Origin of the sequence: Pectobacterium artocarpous (genome assembly GCF_046159765.1) — a bacterium.
Taxonomy (GTDB): Bacteria; Pseudomonadota; Gammaproteobacteria; order Enterobacterales; family Enterobacteriaceae; genus Pectobacterium.
In genome coordinates this window covers 215,738-230,627 of sequence record NZ_JBJXVK010000003.1, presented here as the reverse complement: position 1 = coordinate 230,627, position 14,890 = coordinate 215,738, and the positions used below count along the sequence as shown (strand labels likewise).

The following is a 14,890-nucleotide window of genomic DNA, read 5'->3' as shown; positions in this document are numbered from 1 at the left end:
ATGCACGAGCACTACCACCGTAGGTTTTAGCCAGAACGGTAGTGATTGCAGCGGTCAGCGTTGTTTTACCATGGTCAACGTGGCCGATAGTACCGACGTTAACGTGGGGTTTTGTACGTTCAAATTTTTCTTTAGACACGGCGATATTCCTTACTCAAATGCTCTCCCCCAACGGAGAGAGCACGGGATTTTGTTTTAACCCTGAGGCTTATTTACCACGGGCTTCAATTACGGCCTGAGCAACGTTATTAGGCGCATCATCGTACTTCAGGAACTCCATGGAGTAAGAAGCACGGCCTTTGGTCAGAGAACGCAGTTGAGTTGCGTATCCGAACATTTCAGACAACGGAACTTCAGCGTGAATCACAACGCCAGTAACGTTGGATTCCTGACCGCGCAGCATACCACGACGACGGCTAAGGTCACCGATGACGTCACCAGTGTTCTCTTCCGGCGTTTCCACTTCAACCTTCATGATTGGCTCAAGCAGAACAGGTTTTGCTTTCTTAAAGCCATCTTTAAAGGCAATAGAAGCAGCCAGTTTAAACGCCAATTCAGAGGAGTCAACGTCATGGAAAGAACCGAAGTGCAGACGCACACCGAGATCTACCACTGGGTAACCAGCCAGAGGGCCGGCTTTCAGCTGTTCCTGAATGCCTTTATCAACGGCAGGGATGTATTCACCAGGAATCACACCACCCTTGATGTCGTTGATGAACTCGTAACCTTTCGGGTTTGAGCCTGGCTCCAGAGGGTACATGTCGATAACAACATGACCATACTGACCACGACCACCAGACTGCTTGGCGTGTTTACCTTCGATATCGGTAACTTTCGCACGAATCGCTTCACGATAGGCAACCTGAGGTTTACCTACGTTCGCTTCAACGTTAAATTCACGCTTCATACGGTCAACGATGATATCGAGGTGCAATTCACCCATACCAGCGATGATAGTCTGGTTAGATTCTTCGTCAGTCCATACGCGGAAAGACGGGTCTTCTTTAGCCAAGCGACCCAATGCCAGACCCATTTTTTCCTGGTCAGCTTTGGTTTTTGGTTCTACCGCGATGGAAATTACCGGCTCTGGGAATTCCATACGCTCCAGAATGATGACGTTGTCTGGATCACACAGAGTGTCACCCGTCGTTACATCTTTCAAACCGATAGCGGCAGCGATATCGCCTGCACGAACTTCTTTGATCTCTTCACGCTTGTTAGCGTGCATCTGAACGATACGACCAAAACGTTCACGTGCTGATTTAACTGGGTTCAGTACGGTATCACCGGAGTTAACCACACCGGAGTACACGCGGAAGAACGTCAGGTTACCCACAAACGGGTCGGTAGCGATTTTGAACGCCAGTGCAGAAAACGGTTCATCATCACTTGCGTGACGCTCAGCCGGCGTATCTTTACCGTCATCCAAAATACCGTTGATCGCAGGTACGTCAACTGGAGATGGCAGGTAATCAATTACCGCATCCAGCATCGCCTGAACACCTTTGTTCTTAAACGCAGAACCACAGGTCACCAGGATGATTTCGTTGTTCAGAACACGCTGACGCAGAGCTTTCTTGATCTCTTCTTCAGTCAGTTCGTCACCACCCAGGTATTTTTCCATCAGCTCTTCTGAAGCTTCAGCGGCGGACTCGATCAGGTTCTGGTGCCATTCGTCAGCCAGATCCTGCATATCTGCCGGGATGTCTTCGTATTCAAAGGTCACGCCCTGATCGGCATCGTTCCAGTTGATGGCTTTCATTTTCACCAGGTCAACAACACCGGTGAAACCTTCTTCAGCACCAATAGCCAACTGCAACGGAACAGGGTTCGCGCCCAGACGGGTTTTGATCTGACCAACAACTTTCAGGAAGTTAGCACCCATGCGGTCCATTTTGTTAACGAACGCAATGCGTGGAACTTTATATTTATTTGCCTGACGCCATACGGTTTCAGACTGCGGCTGAACACCACCAACTGCGCAGTAAACCATTACCGCACCATCAAGAACACGCATGGAGCGTTCTACTTCGATAGTGAAGTCAACGTGCCCTGGGGTGTCGATGATGTTTACGCGATGCGGTTCATACTGCTTAGCCATACCAGACCAGAATGCAGTAGTCGCTGCGGACGTGATAGTAATACCACGCTCTTGCTCCTGCTCCATCCAGTCCATAGTAGCCGCGCCGTCATGAACTTCACCGATTTTATGGTTTACACCAGTGTAGAACAGAATACGTTCGGTAGTAGTGGTTTTACCGGCGTCGATGTGCGCACTGATACCGATATTACGGTAGCGTGCGATGGGTGTTGTACGAGCCATTTGTATCCTCTATATACTAGGGCGTTCAATTTAGTTAACCCAAGCGGGTTGGCTATTTTTAGCGCCCGCTTGGTTAGCATGACTACATCGAAGGGATTACCAACGGTAGTGAGCGAACGCCTTGTTGGCTTCAGCCATACGGTGAACGTCTTCACGTTTCTTAACAGCAGTACCTTTGTTTTCTGCTGCATCAGAAAGTTCGTTCGCCAGGCGCAGAGCCATAGATTTATCACCGCGTTTACGAGCAGCTTCTACGATCCAACGCATTGCCAGAGCATTACGACGAACCGGACGGACTTCTACTGGTACCTGATAAGTAGAACCACCAACGCGGCGCGACTTAACTTCGACAGTCGGGCGAACGTTGTCCAGAGCTACTTCAAAAGCTTCCAGATGATCTTTACCAGAACGCTGAGCCAGGGTCTCCAGCGCGGTATAGACGATTGCTTCAGCAGTAGATTTTTTACCATCTACCATCAGGATGTTTACAAATTTGGCCAGCAGTTCTGATCCGAACTTAGGATCCGGCAGAATTTTACGTTGACCAATGACGCGACGACGTGGCATGGAAATACTCCGTTGTTAATTCAGGATTGTCCAAAACTCTACGAGTTTAGTTTGACATTTAAGTTAAAACGTTTGGCCTTACTTAACGGAGAACCATTAAGCCTTTGGCTTCTTCACGCCGTATTTGGAACGGGATTGCTTACGGTCTTTAACACCTGAGCAGTCCAGCGCGCCACGAACGGTGTGGTAACGCACACCTGGCAGGTCTTTAACACGACCGCCACGGATCAGGATCACGGAGTGCTCCTGCAGGTTATGACCTTCACCACCGATGTAGGAGGTAACTTCAAAACCGTTAGTTAAACGAACACGACATACTTTACGCAGTGCGGAGTTCGGTTTTTTAGGGGTGGTAGTATATACACGAGTACATACGCCACGTTTCTGCGGGCATGCTTCCAGCGCCGGAACGTTGCTTTTAGCAGCCTTCAGGGAGCGTGGTTTGCGTACCAGCTGGTTAATTGTTGCCATTAAAAAAGCTCCTGGGTTTTGCTTCGTAAACACGTAATAAATCGTCTCATGTCTGCGCAAGGCAAAGTATGAGGACGCGGAATTTTAGGGCTGGCAGTGAAAGGAGTCAAGAAATATACAAAAATTCGGCGTTACCACGCGAGTTGCTGCGAATGCTCCACTGTCAGTTGAACAAATTCATTATAGTCAATGAGCACGACACTGTTTGAAATTTGTTCAGTCATGCCTCTCGCTACGACATCAGACCGGAGCGCATAGAGAGGAACCGCTGAATCAAGAAGACGATGGATAATGCTGCCACCAGTCAGAGCAGCGATAACACCATCCTGCAATAGGACTACAACATCGCCGCTACCCAAGCTACGCAACAGGGTATCCAGGTCAACTTGATAAGGAGAATATGAGAGCGTATGCAGCATAAATGGAGAGATCCGTCGCTAGAATGAAAGGATGGAATGATAGCTGGCCAGTTTGCTACGCCAGGCCTCCGGCGCTAACAGCTCCACATCCAAAACCCAGTCGGTATCGAGATTCAATCCACGCTGGCGCACGGACGCTTCGCACAGATAGCAACTGTCGATATCGTACAGCGGCAATACGCCAAACGTTGCGATATAATTACGCATCAAAATCTGCTCTGGCTGCTGCTGTGGCAGTAGTTGAAGTACACCGTCTCCGACAAAAAACACGCCAATCTCTTCCGTCAGGGCAGACATCGCCAATAGCGCATCCAGCCCCTCTCGCCCGGAAGCGCTCCCATGTGGAGAATGCGTAAAAACAAATGCGACTCGCTTCATAACGCTACCTTAAAACTGAATAACCCGATCGCAGGTCAATACAGATTGTGCCAGTTCCCCCAGCCCGCTGAGAACAAAGCCGGGTTGCAGGTTTGTACCTGCAAGGTTGAGCTGACTGGCTTGCTGAGCATCGGTTACGCCTCGGCGCAGCGCAGCAGCAACGCAGACATTCAGCGCCACCTGATGCGTTACCCCCAACTGCTGCCAAGCACGTACAAGATCAAATTCATCATTAGCGGGCGACGTCAGTTGGTTGGCATTCAACACGCCTTCACGATAGAAGAACACACTTTTCAGCCAGTGCCCCTCAGCCAACAGCGCCTGCGCAAACTGCAACGCGCTGCTCGCCTGCTGTGTGCCATAAGCAGGACCAGTCACCAGCAAACAGTAGCTCAGCATCAACGTTCGTGTCCGCTGAAGTCGCCGCTTTTGAATTGACGGATATAAAGGTAGACCGTGTGTTTGGAAATATTAAGACGCTCGGCGACCTGGTTGATGGCATCTTTAATATCAAAGATGCCTTTCTCATACAGGCTCAGTACGATTTGGCGATTTTTCGCATTATTGGAGACGTTGCGATCTGCATTGACTTCTTCGATCGAAAATTCCAGCGTTTGCGCCACAAGGTCATCAACCGACGACGCAAAGTTAACAGAAGATGCAACATCATGCGTTTCAGGTGGAATAAAGGTCTGCACAATCTGGGAGAAAGGGACGTCCAGATTCATGTTGATGCACAACAGCCCAATCACGCGCTGATCGCGATTACGGATTGCAATCGTGACTGACTTCATCAACACACCGCTTTTTGCGCGGGTAAAATAGGCCTTCGATACGCTGCTATCTTCGCCTGCCATGTCATGCAGCATGCGCAATGCAAGATCCGTAATCGGCGAGCCAATCTTTCTGCCGGTATGTTCCCCATTAGCAATACGCACGGCGGAACATTTAAGATCCTCAAGCGAGTGCAACACAATCTCACAGTGCTCGCCAATCAACATGGCCAAGCCATCAACCACCGCTTCATAAGATTTCAGGATCTCATAGTCCGTCTGGCTGAAAGGACGTTCATCCAGCAAATCAAGCTCATAAGATTCGCCAGATACAAGCGAATTAGACATGGCAGACACCACCCTCAACGTCATTTATTTATTTTGTATTGACAGGGTACATAGTCTAGCAAATGTCCACTCTCACGTCCCTGAATTTAACGGGCTACCTCTTAAGGTTGTATTAATTCAACCCCGCTAGAGTCTGCGTCTTCTTGCCTCTCAATCATGGAAATCACGAGAGACGTATATGAAAAAACCAATACCGATGGGCAGACCACACCTGAGCACCACAGTTCGTGCTGATCTTTTTCTGCCTATTACTCTGGTCCAGAGCATCGCCTACTACCGTTAGACACTGTAACTACTGGATATGACAGACGGGTTCAATACCCCTTTCTTCCTCAGCATGTGCGCCATGCGCAGGTAACTTTCAGGCTTGGTCTTGCTGACAGGTAGCAGTCGCACCGTGGCAGGATCGCAGCCAACGCGATGACAGGCGGCCTCAATGCGGGTCTGAACGCAGCCAGATTGAGCGGGAAATCTTCAACCGTGGCGGCTTCAGGGAGCGGCCATGCCTGTTGTGGCGCGTGGCTGTAGTGGAAGAGCGCGGCATCAGCTTAGCTCATGACGAAGAGGATAAATGGATTGTGAAACATACTTAAAAAGACGTTTACGGGAAAAGGATGAGGTCGCAGGGACATCGTTTTAACGCACAAAAAACCGCAGGCCAAAACCTGCGGTCATACCAACACTATAGCGAGGCTTATTTAGCAGCTTTTTCTTCTGCTGCTGGTTTTTTAGCTTTCGCATCATCCGCTGCTTTCAGGTCAGCTTCAGATTTAATGTCCAGCAGTTCAACGTCAAATACCAGCGTAGAGTTAGCCGGAATGCCAGGCACGCCGTTTTCACCGTATGCCAGTGCAGGTGGGATAGCCAGCTTGATTTTTCCGCCTTTCTTAACGTGTTTCAGGCCTTCGGTCCAGCCTGGGATTACACCATCCAAACGGAAAGAAAGCGGTTCGCCACGTTTGTAGGAGTTATCGAACTCGCTACCGTCAACCAGCGTACCTTTATAGTTAACCACCACGGTATCGCTGTCTTTCGGTGCGTTGCCGCTGCCTTCTTTCTCAACCTGATACAGAAGGCCAGATGCGGTTTTCTTCACGCCTTTTTCTTTGGCGAAGGATTCAAGGTACTTGGCACCTTTGTCCGCGTTATCTTTCGCATCTTGCTTCATTTTAGCTTCAGCAGCGGCTTTTACTTTTCCTTCAAAGCCTTGCAGCGTTTTCTCGATTTCTTCGTCAGTCAACTTGCTCTTGTCAGCAAACGCATCCTGCACGCCAGCAATCAGTTGCTCTTTATCCAGCTTAATGCCTAACTTTTCCTGCTCCTTCAGAGAGTTATCCATGTAACGCCCTAAAGATGCACCTAAAGCATAAGCCGCTGCCTGCTCATCGTTCTTGAATTTGGCTGCCGCAGTATTGTCAGACGCCTGCGCCTTGTCTGCCGCCAGAACCTGGCCTGCGTTCAGAGCCAGAGCCATCGTTGTTGCTAACAGCGTTACTTTAAACAGTGATTTCATCCATTTCTCCAGCATCTGGAGCAACGCGCTCCAGCCATCATTAAAATACATTCGCGCCTACTATAACTGTGCGAACGAAGACAACACAACGACGCACTCGACAATCCTTTGATAAAAAACGTCAGGAAGCTTTTCCAGCATCATTTGTGTCGTCCTAAGGTCATCTGGCAACAATATGCCCCACTCAGGATGGTTCATTGCGCCCTACTGCGACCGTTTTTACTACCAGAAGTTTCCGCTTTCTGACAAACTCGCGGGTAACAAGAAGTAAGGGGAATACCGATGTCACCATTAGCACTTGAAGAACGGCTAGAACAGTTGGAAAGCCGACAGGCTTTTCAGGAAGTCACCATAGAAGAGCTTAACCAAACGGTTATTCAACACGAGCGGGAAATTAGCCGCCTGCGCGAGCACGTGCGTCTACTCACCGACAGACTGCGCAACCAGCAAACCTCGCTCGTTGCCCCCCAGTCAGAAGAAACGCCGCCGCCGCATTATTAAGATCTGCACCTCGGTTATATCAGCGCTCAAGACAGGCCAGATATAAAAAACCTCAGGTGATAATCATCAACCTGAGGTTTTTTTATGCGCTACGGCTAATTAGTGGCAGCCGCATCCACCGTGGCCACCGCAGCCGCCTTTACCGTGCTGGTGACCGTGCTCATGATCATGGCCGTGACCGCCACAGCAACCGTCTCCGTGTTCATGATCGTGCTCACCGTGAACGTGACCATGCGCCAGCTCTTCTTCCGTTGCTTCACGGATAGCGACGACTTCAACATTGAAGCTCAGATTCTGGCCTGCCAACATGTGGTTGCCGTCAACAACAACGTGGTCGTCTTCAACTTCGGTGATTTCAACGGGTACTGGCCCCTGATCGGTCTCAGCCAGGAAACGCATGCCAACCTGCAGCTCATCAACGCCCATAAAGACATCTTTCGGTACGCGCTGAACCAGATTCTCATCATAGTTGCCGTAAGCGTCGTTGGAACCAATGTTCACATCAAACTTCTCACCCGCTTCACGGCCTTCCAACGCTTTTTCCAGACCAGAAATCAGGGAACCGTGACCATGCAGATAGTCCAACGGCGCACTCACCGGAGACTCATCAACCAACACACCATCTTCTGTACGTACCTGATAGGCCAGGCTGACCACCAGATCTTTTGCTACTTTCATGATATCTCCTACCGTTGGAAATCAAACTGGCGCAAATTGTAGCTGAAAAATGTCCCTATGTACCGTCCGGAATCAAAAAACGTCAACGGTTGATGACAATGCCATCACGGTACTCATCCCTCATTCAGGGCGGAAGATCCCGATAATCTCGTTAGCCTGCGGCGCGGCTGCCACAGCGGGTTCATCAGCCTGACTTTGGCGATACCCGCACTTCACGCACACCACCACCTCGACGTCATCCTCTCGTCCAACCGCCAGCGTGTCCTGCGCCTGGCACATCGGGCACACAGCCCCTGCAATAAAGCGTTTACGCATGATAGCTCCAATTCATCTCCGCCCTAGAACCTATTCAGATAGGCGTTATTTATTCTTACTCGTCGTCTTCATCCCACACGCTAGGCCGGCGGCGCTCGTGCTGCATTTCCCGCTGGAAAATATCCTCCAGTTCGCGACGTGCTTCTTTCACACGGGAGATTTGCGCAACATCCCCCGTCAGTTGCGGCATCAGCTCACGCAACATACGCATATCCAGACGGCGGAAATGCTGTTGTGCGCGCATCGCCTGATGTGGGTGCATACCCAACGTTACCAGCGTTTTCCGCCCCAGCTCCAGCGCGCTGGAAAATGTTTCGCGCGAAAAATGTCTTACGCCCGTCTGCAATAGCTCGTGGGCTTCAACACGCCCGCGAGCCCGCGCAAGAATTTCCAGATGGGGGAAATGTTGCTGACAGAGATGTACAATCTCCATCGTGTCTTCCGGCGCATTGCAGGTAATCACGATCGATTGCGCCTTATCCGCCCCTGCTGAACGCAACAGTTCCAGCTCAGTGGCATCGCCATAGTAAACCTTATAGCCATAGCTGCGCATCAGGCTCACGGCGCTGATATCACGCTCAAGCACCGTAATACGCATCTTGTTCGCCATTAATAAGCGACTGATCACCTGTCCGAAACGACCGAATCCCACAACAATCACCTGCGGCTCGTCATCCTCGACATACGGTTTCTCATCCGGCACATCCTGCACGTTGTAACGACGGACCAGAATGCGGTCGATCAACTGCATCAGCAACGGCGTTGTCATCATTGATAGCGTCACCGTCACCAGCAACAGCGGCAGTTGCTCGCCTTTCAATACGTTGAATGACGCCGCGGCGGAAAACAGGACAAAAGCGAACTCGCCGCCCTGACTCAGCACCCCCGCAAATTGCAAGCGCTCCGAGCGGCGCATCCGGTTAACCCGTGCCAGAAAGTATAAAACCGCCCCTTTAACGGCCACCAGCACCAGTACCGCGACCATCACTTTCATGATGTGGGTGTAGAGGATCCCGAGATTCAGCGCCATCCCCACTGAGATAAAAAACAGACCCAGCAGCAAGCCTTTGAACGGCTCGATGGCAATTTCCAGTTCATGCCGATACTCGCTTTCCGCCAGCAGGATACCAGCGATAAAGGTGCCTAGCGCCATGGAAAGCCCCAGCGTTTCCATAAACAGCGCCGAGCCGAGCACCAGCAACAGCGCGGCGGCGGTAAACACTTCGCGCACGCCGGATGCCGCAATAAAACGGAACAGCGGGCGCACCAGATAGCGGCCACCGATTAACATGCCAAGAAACGCGGCGACCTTCAGGCCAATCCGTTCCCAATCCCCAAAATCGCCCTGCACGCCAGCCAGAATGGGAATCAACGCCAGCGCAGGGATAACCGCCAAATCCTGAAACAGCAGGACAGAAAAACCAAGCTGCCCAGACTCGCTGCGGTTCATGCCCTTTTCGCGCATCAACTGTAGCGCCATCGCCGTTGACGACATCGCCAGCCCGACGCCGCCAATCAGCGCGGACTGCCACGAAAAGTCCGTCAGATACAAGGCACCGCCTAAAATCAGCGTACTCAGGCCAACCTGAGCCGCACCAACACCAAATATCGAGCGGCGCAGCGTCCAGAGCTTCGAGGGATTCAATTCCAGTCCGATGATGAACATCAGGAAAACGACACCCAGCTCCGAGAAATGCAGAATAGCTTCCACATCGCGGATAAAGCCAAGCCCCCAAGGACCAATAGCGATCCCGGCGATCAAATAGCCCAATACAGCACCAATGCCTAATCGAACAGCTATCGGTACGGCTACGACCGCCACAAACAAAAACAAGACTCCGGCGGTCAGTAGCGCGGAACTCTCCATATTAGCGTTCCTCTTCAGGTAAAGGGGAGGCTAGCCATTCACCGTAAGCTCTGGCTTGACTCGACAACACATCGGGCTGTAAACGACGCGCCCAGTAAACAATCATGGGATGCATCCAATGCATACGACACATGGCTGCCGTCAGCTCAAACGGACGCAGCAACTCTTCCATCGAGTAACGATTATTCCCGTCAGGATGGTAGGCATCTTCCGGTTCACCGGTCGTAATCACCGAACGCCAGTATTTCCCCGCCAGCGCATTACCGCCAATCCCGTTGGCAAAACCGCGGGAAAGCACCCTATCAAGCCACTCTTTCAGCAACGCCGGGCAGCTATAGGTATAAAAAGGATGTTGGAAAACAATGATCTGATGCTCACGCAGCAGTTGTTGTTCGTGATGAATATCGATAAAAAAATCAGGATAGTGTGCGTAAAGATCGTGCACGGTTACATTCGCCAACTGCTGAGCCGGTTGCAATAAGATCCGGTTCGCTACCGAGTCCTGTGGTTCAGGATGGGCATACAGCAGCAAAATCTTCGGTGGCTGCGACATCATTCCCCTCCAAAGCGTCGTCATAATAATTGTTTTCCGTTACCATGCAGCGCAACGACTCAAAACAGGACACCGCGTGTCCTGAGATGTCCATAATTTAACATACTCTGAACAGACGGCGCTTTATGATTGTTTTCTCTTCGCTGCAAATTCGACGTGGTGTACGCGTTCTGATCGACAACGCGACAGCAACGGTTAATCCCGGCCAGAAAGTCGGTCTGGTTGGCAAGAACGGCTGTGGTAAATCTACCCTGCTATCCTTACTGAAAGGTGAAATCAGCGCCGACGGCGGCAGCGCGACATTCCCGCAAAACTGGTCACTGGCCTGGGTTAATCAGGAAACCCCCGCGTTGGATAAACCCGCGCTAGACTACGTGATTGACGGCGACCGCGAGTTCCGCCAACTGGAAGCCGCATTGCAGACCGCCAACGAAGAGAACGACGGCAACGCCATTGCCACGCTACATGGCAAGCTGGATGCGATTCAGGCCTGGACGATTCAGGCCAGAGCATCAAGCCTGCTCAATGGGCTAGGGTTTTCTCAGTCACAATTACAGCAGCCTGTCAGCGCCTTTTCCGGCGGCTGGCGGATGCGTCTGAATCTGGCACAGGCATTGATCTGTCGTTCAGACCTGCTGTTGCTGGATGAGCCGACCAACCACCTCGATCTGGATGCGGTTATCTGGCTGGAGAAATGGCTAAAAAACTACGCTGGCACGCTGGTACTGATCTCGCACGACCGCGATTTCCTCGATCCGGTGGTAACCAAGATCCTGCACATCGAGCAGCAGTCGCTCAACGAGTACACGGGTAACTACTCCTCGTTTGAACGTCAGCGCGCCACCCGACTTGCACAACAACAGTCACTCTATGAACACCAGCAAGAGCGCGTCGCACATCTGCAACACTATATTGACCGCTTCCGCGCGAAAGCGACCAAAGCCAAGCAGGCGCAAAGCCGGATAAAAATGCTGGAACGCATGGAGCTGATTGCGCCAGCGCATGTCGATAACCCCTTCCGCTTCAGCTTTCGCGCCCCGGAATCGTTGCCCAATCCATTAATGAAGATGGAAAAAGTTAGCGCGGGCTATGGCGACACGCTGATTTTGGAATCAATTAAACTCAATTTAGTACCGGGCTCTCGTATCGGGCTACTCGGCCATAACGGCGCGGGTAAATCCACGCTGATCAAACTGCTTGCTGGCACGCTTGCCCCTTTGAAAGGGGAAATCGGGCTGGCAAAAGGCGTGAAGCTCGGCTACTTCGCCCAGCATCAATTAGAGTTTTTACGTGCGGACGAGTCGCCCTTGCAGCATCTGGTGCGTCTGGCTGAACGGGAAACGGAACAACAACTGCGTGACTACCTCGGCGGATTCGGTTTTCAGGGTGATAAGGTTACGGAGATTACCGAGCGCTTCTCCGGTGGCGAAAAAGCCCGTCTGGTGCTGGCGCTTATCGTCTGGCAGCGTCCGAATCTCCTACTGCTCGATGAACCGACTAACCACCTCGATCTGGATATGCGTCAGGCATTGACCGAGGCGTTAATCGATTTTGAAGGCGCGTTGGTTGTCGTTTCGCACGATCGCCACCTGATCCGTTCGACCACGGACGATCTCTATCTGGTACACGATCAGAAAGTAGAACCATTCGACGGTGATTTGGAAGATTATCAACAGTGGCTGGTCGGCCTACAACGTCAGGAAAATGCGGCGGCTGAAACGCCAAAAGAGAATGCCGCCAACAGCGCGCAGGGCAGAAAAGATCAGAAACGCCGTGAAGCCGAGTTGAGAACGCAAACTCAGCCGCTGCGAAAACAGATCGCTAAGTTTGAACAGCAGATGGAAAAGCTGGGAGAGACGCTGGCGGCGCTTGAAACCCGACTGGCGGACAGCGCAATCTACGACATCAGCCGCAAAGCGGAACTCACCGACTGCCTGCAACAACAAACCAAAGTCAAAATCGAGCTGGAAGAAACGGAGCTATCCTGGCTGGACGCGCAGGAACAGCTAGAGCAGATGATGCAGAGCGATTCGCTTTAAGATTTGTGTCCTGAAAGACATAGCGAGCGGAAAGCCGCTCGCTATACTCGTGAATGAAGCATTAATGCCAAATCAGCAGCACGCAGGCGGCAGTCAGCAGCCCCATTGACACATTAAAGATAATCCACGCTTTCTTACTGCGCAGCAGTCGGCCAATCATCGTGCCAAACCCAAGCCAGATGACACCGGACACTAGATTGACCAGCACAATCCCGATGCTTATCGCGATAACGGAATGGTTATAGCCTTCCCCCGCAAGACTAAAGCTGGCAACGGCGCCCAGCGCCATGAGCCACGCTTTCGGGTTCAGGAATTGTAGTAACCACCCTTGATAAAGCCGAATCGGCTTCGGTGGGGCTACGGACGTTTCCAGCCGTTCGTAAGCCGCCGTGGCGATTTTCCACGCCAGCCAGAGTAAATAGGCGCTGCCGAGCACTTTCAGGATAACGTGCAGCGCGGGATAAATCAGAATCAACCCGCCGACGCCGAATGCCACCAGCAGCAAAATGCTTTGCATGCCCAGCATGATGCCAATCATCAGCCACAGCGAGCGTACAAAGCCAAAATTCGCGCCCGAAGTAGTCAACAGCATATTATTCGGGCCCGGCGTGATGGCCGCGACCCACAAAAATCCTAACATCGACAGAAATAAACTCAGTTCCATTATTTATGGGCGCTCCTGACCCAAATATCGTACCCACTGGCAGCATTGAAGCTAACAGTGTGATATTGATCGTACAAGAGCCGACAATAAGATTTCCATATCCTTTATGTATGACCATTTTCATCCGCTGAGCGGTGCCCATAACCCGCATCTGCAAACGCTACTCCCGCGTCTGATTCGCCGTCGCGTACAGTTTTCACCCGTCTGGCAATCGCTCGAATTACCCGACGGCGATTTCGTCGATCTGGCGTGGAGTGAAACGCCCGAGCAGGCGCGGCACAAACCGCGCATCGTGCTGTTTCACGGGTTGGAAGGCAACTTTCATAGCCCCTATGCCCACGGCCTGCTGCATGCCTGTAAACAGCATGGCTGGCTCGCCGTCATCATGCATTTTCGCGGATGCAGCGGTAAGCCCAACAGGATGAAGCGTATTTATCACTCCGCTGAAACCAGCGATGCCAGCTATTTTCTGCACTGGATGCAAGAGACACTGGGCGTGGTGCCTACCGCTGCCATCGGCGTGTCTCTCGGCGGCAACATGCTGGCTTACCTGCTCGCCCAGCAAGGCGAAGCTTGCTCCCTATCCGCTGCCGTCATTGTTTCTGCACCATTAATGCTCGAACCCTGTAGCCGTCGGATGGAACAAGGCTTCTCCCGCGTCTACCAGCACTACCTGCTGCGACTGCTGAAGCAAAACGCCGGCCGCAAGCTGGCAGCCTACCCGGATACGCTGCCAATTCAGTTGCCGCAGTTGAAGCGAATTCGCCAGTTGCGAGAGTTTGATGACGTTATTACATCACGTATCCACGGCTTCCGCGATGCCGCCGATTACTATCGACGCTGTAGCGCCCTGCCGCTGCTGCCTCAGATACGTAAACCGCTGCTCATCATCCATGCGAAGGACGATCCTTTCATGACGTCAGAGGTGATTCCCGACCAGTCGCAGTTACCGTCAAATATTGAATATCAGCTAACAGAACACGGCGGGCATGTCGGCTTCGTCTGTGGAACGTTGCTGAAACCGGAAATGTGGCTGGAACAGCGCATTCCCAACTGGCTTAGCCCGTTTTTGGACCACGCCACCGATTCTTCAGGAACCTTTCACTCAGGAACTTTTTATTCAGGAGGAATCGCGTGATTATTCCCTGGCAACAGCTCGATCCAGAAACGCTGGATAACATCATCGAATCTTTCGTCCTGCGGGAAGGTACCGATTATGGCGAACAGGAGCGCTCATTGGCGCAGAAAGTGGAAGATATCCGCCTCCAGCTCAAATCTGGCCAGGTCGTTTTGGTGTGGTCCGAACTACATGAAACCCTCAATATTATGCCGCGCAGCCAGCTCAATGCAGGAGGCCATGCCCCTTATTGAGTATGCCGAAAGGCGTGAAAGAATGCGCCAAACATGCTAACAATGATAAAAACTTACGTCATTTTTGAGGATGCGCGCAGGCTCTCAGCCGATGCGTGTATCGCGATCAC

General features: G+C 51.8%; 18 protein-coding genes. 4 read left to right on the top strand and 14 right to left on the bottom strand.

The features are described 5' to 3' along the window. The 9 genes from ACKQAD_RS03145 to fkpA all read right to left on the bottom strand — a co-directional run. The coding region (locus tag ACKQAD_RS03145; RefSeq protein WP_072198062.1) for a GTP-binding protein at nt 1–139 on the bottom strand (139 nt) is incomplete at its 3' end. Between the two features lie 69 nt (nt 140–208). Continuing rightward, entirely contained in the window at nt 209–2,323 is a 2,115-nt protein-coding gene (gene fusA, locus ACKQAD_RS03140) for an elongation factor G (protein WP_409158799.1), read from the bottom strand. A gap of 96 nt (nt 2,324–2,419) precedes the next feature. Then, nucleotides 2,420–2,890: a 30S ribosomal protein S7 gene (gene rpsG / locus ACKQAD_RS03135; protein WP_009111198.1), complete on the bottom strand. Its 471-nt coding sequence runs from the start codon at nt 2,888–2,890 to the stop codon at nt 2,420–2,422. A gap of 96 nt (nt 2,891–2,986) precedes the next feature. Continuing rightward, the gene (rpsL, locus tag ACKQAD_RS03130; protein ID WP_005969567.1) at nt 2,987–3,361 is read right to left on the bottom strand and encodes a 30S ribosomal protein S12; all 375 of its coding nucleotides are present in this window, start codon (nt 3,359–3,361) and stop codon (nt 2,987–2,989) included. A 131-nt stretch (nt 3,362–3,492) separates the two neighbouring features. Next, a complete protein-coding gene (tusB, locus tag ACKQAD_RS03125; RefSeq protein WP_409158798.1) occupies nt 3,493–3,780 on the bottom strand; it encodes a sulfurtransferase complex subunit TusB in 288 nt (95 codons plus the stop codon). 18 nt (nt 3,781–3,798) lie between these two features. Next, nucleotides 3,799–4,158 carry a sulfurtransferase complex subunit TusC gene (gene tusC / locus ACKQAD_RS03120; protein WP_409158797.1) on the bottom strand — a complete coding sequence of 120 codons (360 nt, stop codon included), beginning with the start codon at nt 4,156–4,158 and terminating at the stop codon, nt 3,799–3,801. A 9-nt stretch (nt 4,159–4,167) separates the two neighbouring features. Continuing rightward, nucleotides 4,168–4,557, bottom strand: coding sequence for a sulfurtransferase complex subunit TusD (tusD, locus tag ACKQAD_RS03115; RefSeq protein WP_409158796.1), 390 nt, complete (start codon nt 4,555–4,557; stop codon nt 4,168–4,170). Continuing rightward, complete coding sequence (locus ACKQAD_RS03110; protein WP_005969561.1) at nt 4,557–5,279, bottom strand: helix-turn-helix transcriptional regulator; 723 nt, start codon at nt 5,277–5,279, stop codon at nt 4,557–4,559. The genes tusD and ACKQAD_RS03110 overlap by 1 nt, the downstream gene beginning before the upstream one ends. A 694-nt stretch (nt 5,280–5,973) precedes the next feature. Continuing rightward, the gene (gene fkpA / locus ACKQAD_RS03105) at nt 5,974–6,792 is read right to left on the bottom strand and encodes an FKBP-type peptidyl-prolyl cis-trans isomerase (RefSeq protein ID WP_409158809.1); all 819 of its coding nucleotides are present in this window, start codon (nt 6,790–6,792) and stop codon (nt 5,974–5,976) included. Nucleotides 6,793–7,074: 282 nt separating this feature from the next. On the opposite strand from fkpA, the gene ACKQAD_RS03100 reads away from it, so the two are divergent. Further along, nucleotides 7,075–7,293, top strand: a complete 219-nt coding sequence (locus ACKQAD_RS03100; protein ID WP_409158795.1) for a protein SlyX — start codon at nt 7,075–7,077, stop codon at nt 7,291–7,293. Nucleotides 7,294–7,392: 99 nt separating this feature from the next. Here ACKQAD_RS03100 and slyD read toward each other — a convergent pair whose 3' ends face one another. From slyD to kefG, 4 genes are all read right to left on the bottom strand, one after another. Further along, the gene (gene slyD, locus ACKQAD_RS03095) at nt 7,393–7,971 is read right to left on the bottom strand and encodes a peptidylprolyl isomerase (RefSeq protein ID WP_409158794.1); all 579 of its coding nucleotides are present in this window, start codon (nt 7,969–7,971) and stop codon (nt 7,393–7,395) included. 120 nt (nt 7,972–8,091) lie between these two features. Continuing rightward, nucleotides 8,092–8,286, bottom strand: a complete 195-nt coding sequence (locus ACKQAD_RS03090; protein ID WP_409158793.1) for a YheV family putative zinc ribbon protein — start codon at nt 8,284–8,286, stop codon at nt 8,092–8,094. Between the two features lie 55 nt (nt 8,287–8,341). Further along, nucleotides 8,342–10,153 (bottom strand): glutathione-regulated potassium-efflux system protein KefB, encoded by a 1,812-nt coding sequence (gene kefB / locus ACKQAD_RS03085; RefSeq protein WP_409158792.1) that lies wholly within the window; start codon nt 10,151–10,153, stop codon nt 8,342–8,344. A gap of 1 nt (nt 10,154) precedes the next feature. Next, nucleotides 10,155–10,706, bottom strand: coding sequence for a glutathione-regulated potassium-efflux system ancillary protein KefG (kefG, locus tag ACKQAD_RS03080; RefSeq protein WP_409158808.1), 552 nt, complete (start codon nt 10,704–10,706; stop codon nt 10,155–10,157). 125 nt (nt 10,707–10,831) lie between these two features. Between kefG and ACKQAD_RS03075 the strand changes: the two genes are divergently transcribed. Further along, nucleotides 10,832–12,745 carry an ABC transporter ATP-binding protein gene (locus tag ACKQAD_RS03075; protein WP_409158791.1) on the top strand — a complete coding sequence of 638 codons (1,914 nt, stop codon included), beginning with the start codon at nt 10,832–10,834 and terminating at the stop codon, nt 12,743–12,745. A gap of 61 nt (nt 12,746–12,806) precedes the next feature. On the opposite strand, the gene ACKQAD_RS03070 is transcribed toward ACKQAD_RS03075, so the two are convergent. After that, nucleotides 12,807–13,409, bottom strand: a complete 603-nt coding sequence (locus tag ACKQAD_RS03070) for a LysE family translocator (RefSeq protein WP_409158790.1) — start codon at nt 13,407–13,409, stop codon at nt 12,807–12,809. Nucleotides 13,410–13,515: 106 nt separating this feature from the next. Here ACKQAD_RS03070 and ACKQAD_RS03065 point away from each other — a divergent pair, with 106 nt between their 5' ends. Together ACKQAD_RS03065 and ACKQAD_RS03060 are read left to right on the top strand one after the other, a co-directional pair. Further along, the gene (locus ACKQAD_RS03065; RefSeq protein ID WP_409158789.1) at nt 13,516–14,547 is read left to right on the top strand and encodes a hydrolase; all 1,032 of its coding nucleotides are present in this window, start codon (nt 13,516–13,518) and stop codon (nt 14,545–14,547) included. Further along, complete coding sequence (locus ACKQAD_RS03060) at nt 14,544–14,780, top strand: YheU family protein (protein WP_409158788.1); 237 nt, start codon at nt 14,544–14,546, stop codon at nt 14,778–14,780. Before ACKQAD_RS03065 ends, ACKQAD_RS03060 begins: the two co-directional genes overlap by 4 nt. The last annotated feature ends 110 nt before the right edge of the window (nt 14,781–14,890 follow it).

Excerpts from the sequence above, each read along its gene's own strand:
- tusD (WP_409158796.1), bottom strand. The coding sequence starts at position 4,557 with ATGCTGAGCTACTGTTTGCTGGTGACTGGTCCTGCTTATGGCACACAG.
- ACKQAD_RS03090 (WP_409158793.1), bottom strand. The coding sequence starts at position 8,286 with ATGCGTAAACGCTTTATTGCAGGGGCTGTGTGCCCGATGTGCCAGGCG.
- rpsG (WP_009111198.1), bottom strand. The coding sequence starts at position 2,890 with ATGCCACGTCGTCGCGTCATTGGTCAACGTAAAATTCTGCCGGATCCT.
- kefG (WP_409158808.1), bottom strand. The coding sequence starts at position 10,706 with ATGTCGCAGCCACCGAAGATTTTGCTGCTGTATGCCCATCCTGAACCA.
- tusB (WP_409158798.1), bottom strand. The coding sequence starts at position 3,780 with ATGCTGCATACGCTCTCATATTCTCCTTATCAAGTTGACCTGGATACC.
- kefB (WP_409158792.1), bottom strand. The coding sequence starts at position 10,153 with ATGGAGAGTTCCGCGCTACTGACCGCCGGAGTCTTGTTTTTGTTTGTG.
- ACKQAD_RS03100 (WP_409158795.1), top strand. The coding sequence starts at position 7,075 with ATGTCACCATTAGCACTTGAAGAACGGCTAGAACAGTTGGAAAGCCGA.
- fusA (WP_409158799.1), bottom strand. The coding sequence starts at position 2,323 with ATGGCTCGTACAACACCCATCGCACGCTACCGTAATATCGGTATCAGT.
- slyD (WP_409158794.1), bottom strand. The coding sequence starts at position 7,971 with ATGAAAGTAGCAAAAGATCTGGTGGTCAGCCTGGCCTATCAGGTACGT.
- ACKQAD_RS03070 (WP_409158790.1), bottom strand. The coding sequence starts at position 13,409 with ATGGAACTGAGTTTATTTCTGTCGATGTTAGGATTTTTGTGGGTCGCG.
- ACKQAD_RS03075 (WP_409158791.1), top strand. The coding sequence starts at position 10,832 with ATGATTGTTTTCTCTTCGCTGCAAATTCGACGTGGTGTACGCGTTCTG.
- ACKQAD_RS03065 (WP_409158789.1), top strand. The coding sequence starts at position 13,516 with ATGTATGACCATTTTCATCCGCTGAGCGGTGCCCATAACCCGCATCTG.
- fkpA (WP_409158809.1), bottom strand. The coding sequence starts at position 6,792 with ATGAAATCACTGTTTAAAGTAACGCTGTTAGCAACAACGATGGCTCTG.
- tusC (WP_409158797.1), bottom strand. The coding sequence starts at position 4,158 with ATGAAGCGAGTCGCATTTGTTTTTACGCATTCTCCACATGGGAGCGCT.
- rpsL (WP_005969567.1), bottom strand. The coding sequence starts at position 3,361 with ATGGCAACAATTAACCAGCTGGTACGCAAACCACGCTCCCTGAAGGCT.
- ACKQAD_RS03110 (WP_005969561.1), bottom strand. The coding sequence starts at position 5,279 with ATGTCTAATTCGCTTGTATCTGGCGAATCTTATGAGCTTGATTTGCTG.